The sequence below is a fragment of the Thermomonas sp. genome, assembly GCF_020850895.1.
GTDB lineage: Bacteria > Pseudomonadota > Gammaproteobacteria > Xanthomonadales > Xanthomonadaceae > Thermomonas.
This window is the reverse complement of record NZ_JADZDS010000090.1, coordinates 1-3,081: the sequence shown is the minus strand read 5'-3', so window position 1 is coordinate 3,081 and position 3,081 is coordinate 1. Positions and strand designations below refer to the sequence as shown.

Genomic DNA, 3,081 nt, shown 5'->3' with positions numbered 1-3,081 from the left:
TTCAAGAACCTGCACACAATCATCTTCCTCATCCGCGGCGGATTGAAGCTTCCGGCATCGCCCTTCGCCATCAGCCCAGCACAATGACAGGGCATTTGTCATCCACACGGATCGTTATAGTCCCGTTGCCAAGCATCACCAAGCGCGAAGCTGGGCAGATACCGCACGACTACAACGCGCGCGCCGTGTGCGATGGATGCGGAGCCGTGGCCGTGCATCCGGGCATCGTCGAAGGTGCGCCCGTCATGGATGGCTGGCCGCGCCTGACTTCTTGCCCGTGGTGCCTGTATCGACTGCGCAGTGGCCAGCAACCGCCGCGACCGACTGCCACCTGTGGCGAGTGTGCGCACTGGTCGCCTGATCCGCTGAACCCTGCTGCTGGCGCAGGGGGACGATGCGCGATGGATGCCCGGCGCTTCCACTGGCCGATGCAGCGCCATGCGTGCCATGACTTCACCCTGATACACCATGAAGGAAACAGGTTATGACCGCCCCAACCCTGACCCCGAGACAAGCCGCCTTCGTCGCCGCCTATGCCCGGCACGATGGATGCCGGATACAGCGAGCGCACCGCGCGCGGATCATCCGCCCGATTGCTTGCAAATGCTGGCATCCGCGCCGCGCTGGAACGGCTGGCCGCTGATACGCGATGCGCCGCCATCGCCGATGCGTCCGAACGAAAAGCGTTCCTGACCCGCGTCATGCGCGACAACACCGAGTCCATGCCTGCACATCTTCGCGCCACCGAGTTACTGGCCAAGATGGAGGGCGACTTCCTAGAAAGCGCGACACCCGTCACCGTGACCGTATCGCGTCCGCTGGTGACGATATGAGGTGCAAAGTTTCCAGAAAAGTTTCCACCTGCAACCCAAAAAAGCGCGCGCATGACTACCGGCGGGGGGAGTGCCGCCAATCTTGCGGCGCTGCCCGGACACCGTGCCCACTGCCCTGTATCCACGCATCTGCAATTTGTGCGTACAAGCCAGTGCCAAGCCGCAACCGGCTGGCGGTAACTTTGGCGGTAACAATTCATCGTCGCAGTCATCAATCCGCGCCATCATTACGTTTGCGGCAAGTATTCAACTCCCGCCACCCCAATCACAAGGGCTCGGATAATCTCCGGGCCCTTTTTCTTGCCCGAAATCCCCGCGCCACGCGGGGTTACGGCCGCCAGTGCTGCGGGTAGTCATCAGCCGAAACGCCTGGAATCGCCCACTTTCTCGGCCAGAGCCGTCTCTATTCTCCGTTTGGCCTGCGGGTAGGCGCAGATGGTTGTCCTGCAAACTCAACCACTTACGCAACTCGGTTCATCGTCAACCACGGCCACCAGTCAGTCCTTCAATCTGCCACGCCGGCATAATGGGAACGTATACGTTACCATTTGATCTATGGGCTACCAGATCAAAGAACTCCTGCTGGACGATGGCGACAGCCCCTTTGCGCAGTGGTTCGGGTCGCTGGAAGCCGTGGCTGCCGCCAAGGTGCGCGTCGCTGTCAGCTGGATGGAACAGGGCAACCTGTCCAACGTCGAGTGGTTTCGCGGCATTGGTGAGTACAAGATCGATTGGGGCCTGGGGCTGCGCATCTACCTGGCCAAGGATGGTTTGAAGATCATCATCCTGATCGGCGGTGGCACCAAGAAGCGCCAGCAGCAGGACATCGATCAGGCGGTGGCGCTGTGGGAAGACTACAAGCGCCGCAAGGCATCAACTAGACAAGGAAAGTGAACATGGCACTGACCCGTGATTTCAAAGAAACCGTGGCCGCGCGCGTGCAGAACGATCCGGTCTTTGCACAGGCGCTTTTTGACGAGGCCATCACCCTGTTTGTCAATGGCGAGCCGGAATCAGCCAAGCTGATCCTGCGTGACCTTGTGAACGCCACCGTCGGCTTCGAGGCGCTGGCCGAGGAAATTCATAAGCCCGCCAAGAGCCTGCACCGGATGCTGTCGCAGTCGGGCAACCCGACCATGAGCAACATCTCGGCGGTCTTCGCCGCCATCAAGCGTGCGCTCAATGTTGAGGTACGCACGCAAGTTGTGATGGCCTGATCTCACGCGTCAAACCCCGCCGCCACCTCACGCTGCGCCACCCAGGCGGTCGGTAGCGGATGGCGCTGGAACCAAAGCAGGCTCATGCAGCGGGGCTGCTGCCCAGCCAGGATGGTCCCCAGCAGTTGCTGTCAGTAGAAGGCCCGCGTCAGCGCCACCAGCAAGGGTTGGTCGATCTGGGTGGCGAGCGTCCCCGGTGCTTGTGCCAAGCCATCAGGCCGTACCACCACCTTGCTGCCGCCACGCTTGCGGATCTTCAGCGGATAAAGGTCGACAGTTTCACCTGACCGCCATCCCGGCGTTCTCGGGCGACGGGCTCGCCCAAGGTCTGCACCTTTGTTTTCATACGGCTTCCTCCTGCTGCTCCCATTCCTGCAATTCCGCGTCAATGCTGCCGGGCAGCAGTTCTCCGGCCAGTTCCTACCAGCCCTGATCGCGCCAGACGCTCTCCGGTCCATCGCCTGCGAAACTCAGGCGATCGACGCTGGCAGTCTGCAATTCCTTACGCCCCTGCTGTAGCCAATCTGACGCAACGCCTCTAGCCCGCGTCGGAGCTGGGTCTCTGAGCACGATGCCAGCGCATCACCGATCGTCCGAAATTCCGCAAGTTCTTCTTGTCCGTTTGGAACGACGGACCAGGCAAGCTCCTGACGCAGACTACCGAGCGCCCGCGCTCCTGCTCCCAATACACTGTCTTGCTGGACCGCGACCTCCGAAAAGAACTCCGGCGTGGCCGTACTGCCGCTGAGTGTGGGGCCCAAGGTGATCGACGCCTTGCATCATTCGCAGCGATTCTTCAAGGCGACGTGGGCGGACGGTTACGGATAGGTTGTTCAAGACCGATTTTGACCGGCTGCTGAAGCAGATTGAATCCGGCAGCGCGCTGGATGGCGACAAGGAATAAAACGGGACTATAACGATCCGTGTGGATGACAAATGCCCTGTCATTGTGCTGGGCTGATGGCGAAGGGCGATGCGGGAAGCTTCAATCCGCCGCGGATGAGGAAGATGATTGTGTGCAGGTTCTTGAA

The 3,081-nt window shown here is 60.8% G+C and carries 4 protein-coding genes; all 4 read left to right on the top strand.

Features of this window, described 5'->3' with window-relative positions; genetic code table 11:
* The coding region (locus tag IT472_RS08345) for a hypothetical protein (RefSeq protein WP_297180785.1) at positions 1-488 on the top strand (488 nt) is incomplete at its 5' end.
* Positions 489-545: 57 nt separating this feature from the next.
* Positions 546-833: a terminase small subunit gene (locus tag IT472_RS08340; protein ID WP_297180784.1), complete on the top strand. Its 288-nt coding sequence runs from the start codon at positions 546-548 to the stop codon at positions 831-833.
* A 555-nt stretch (positions 834-1,388) separates the two neighbouring features.
* The gene (locus IT472_RS08335; RefSeq protein WP_297180783.1) at positions 1,389-1,727 is read left to right on the top strand and encodes a type II toxin-antitoxin system RelE/ParE family toxin; all 339 of its coding nucleotides are present in this window, start codon (positions 1,389-1,391) and stop codon (positions 1,725-1,727) included.
* A 2-nt stretch (positions 1,728-1,729) separates the two neighbouring features.
* Entirely contained in the window at positions 1,730-2,050 is a 321-nt protein-coding gene (locus tag IT472_RS08330) for a transcriptional regulator (protein ID WP_297180782.1), read from the top strand.
* Positions 2,051-3,081: the final 1,031 nt, after the last annotated feature.

Bases quoted from the DNA above. Each gene is read 5' to 3' on its own strand.
- IT472_RS08335 (WP_297180783.1), top strand. From the start codon at position 1,389: ATGGGCTACCAGATCAAAGAACTCCTGCTGGACGATGGCGACAGCCCC.
- IT472_RS08330 (WP_297180782.1), top strand. From the start codon at position 1,730: ATGGCACTGACCCGTGATTTCAAAGAAACCGTGGCCGCGCGCGTGCAG.
- IT472_RS08340 (WP_297180784.1), top strand. From the start codon at position 546: ATGGATGCCGGATACAGCGAGCGCACCGCGCGCGGATCATCCGCCCGA.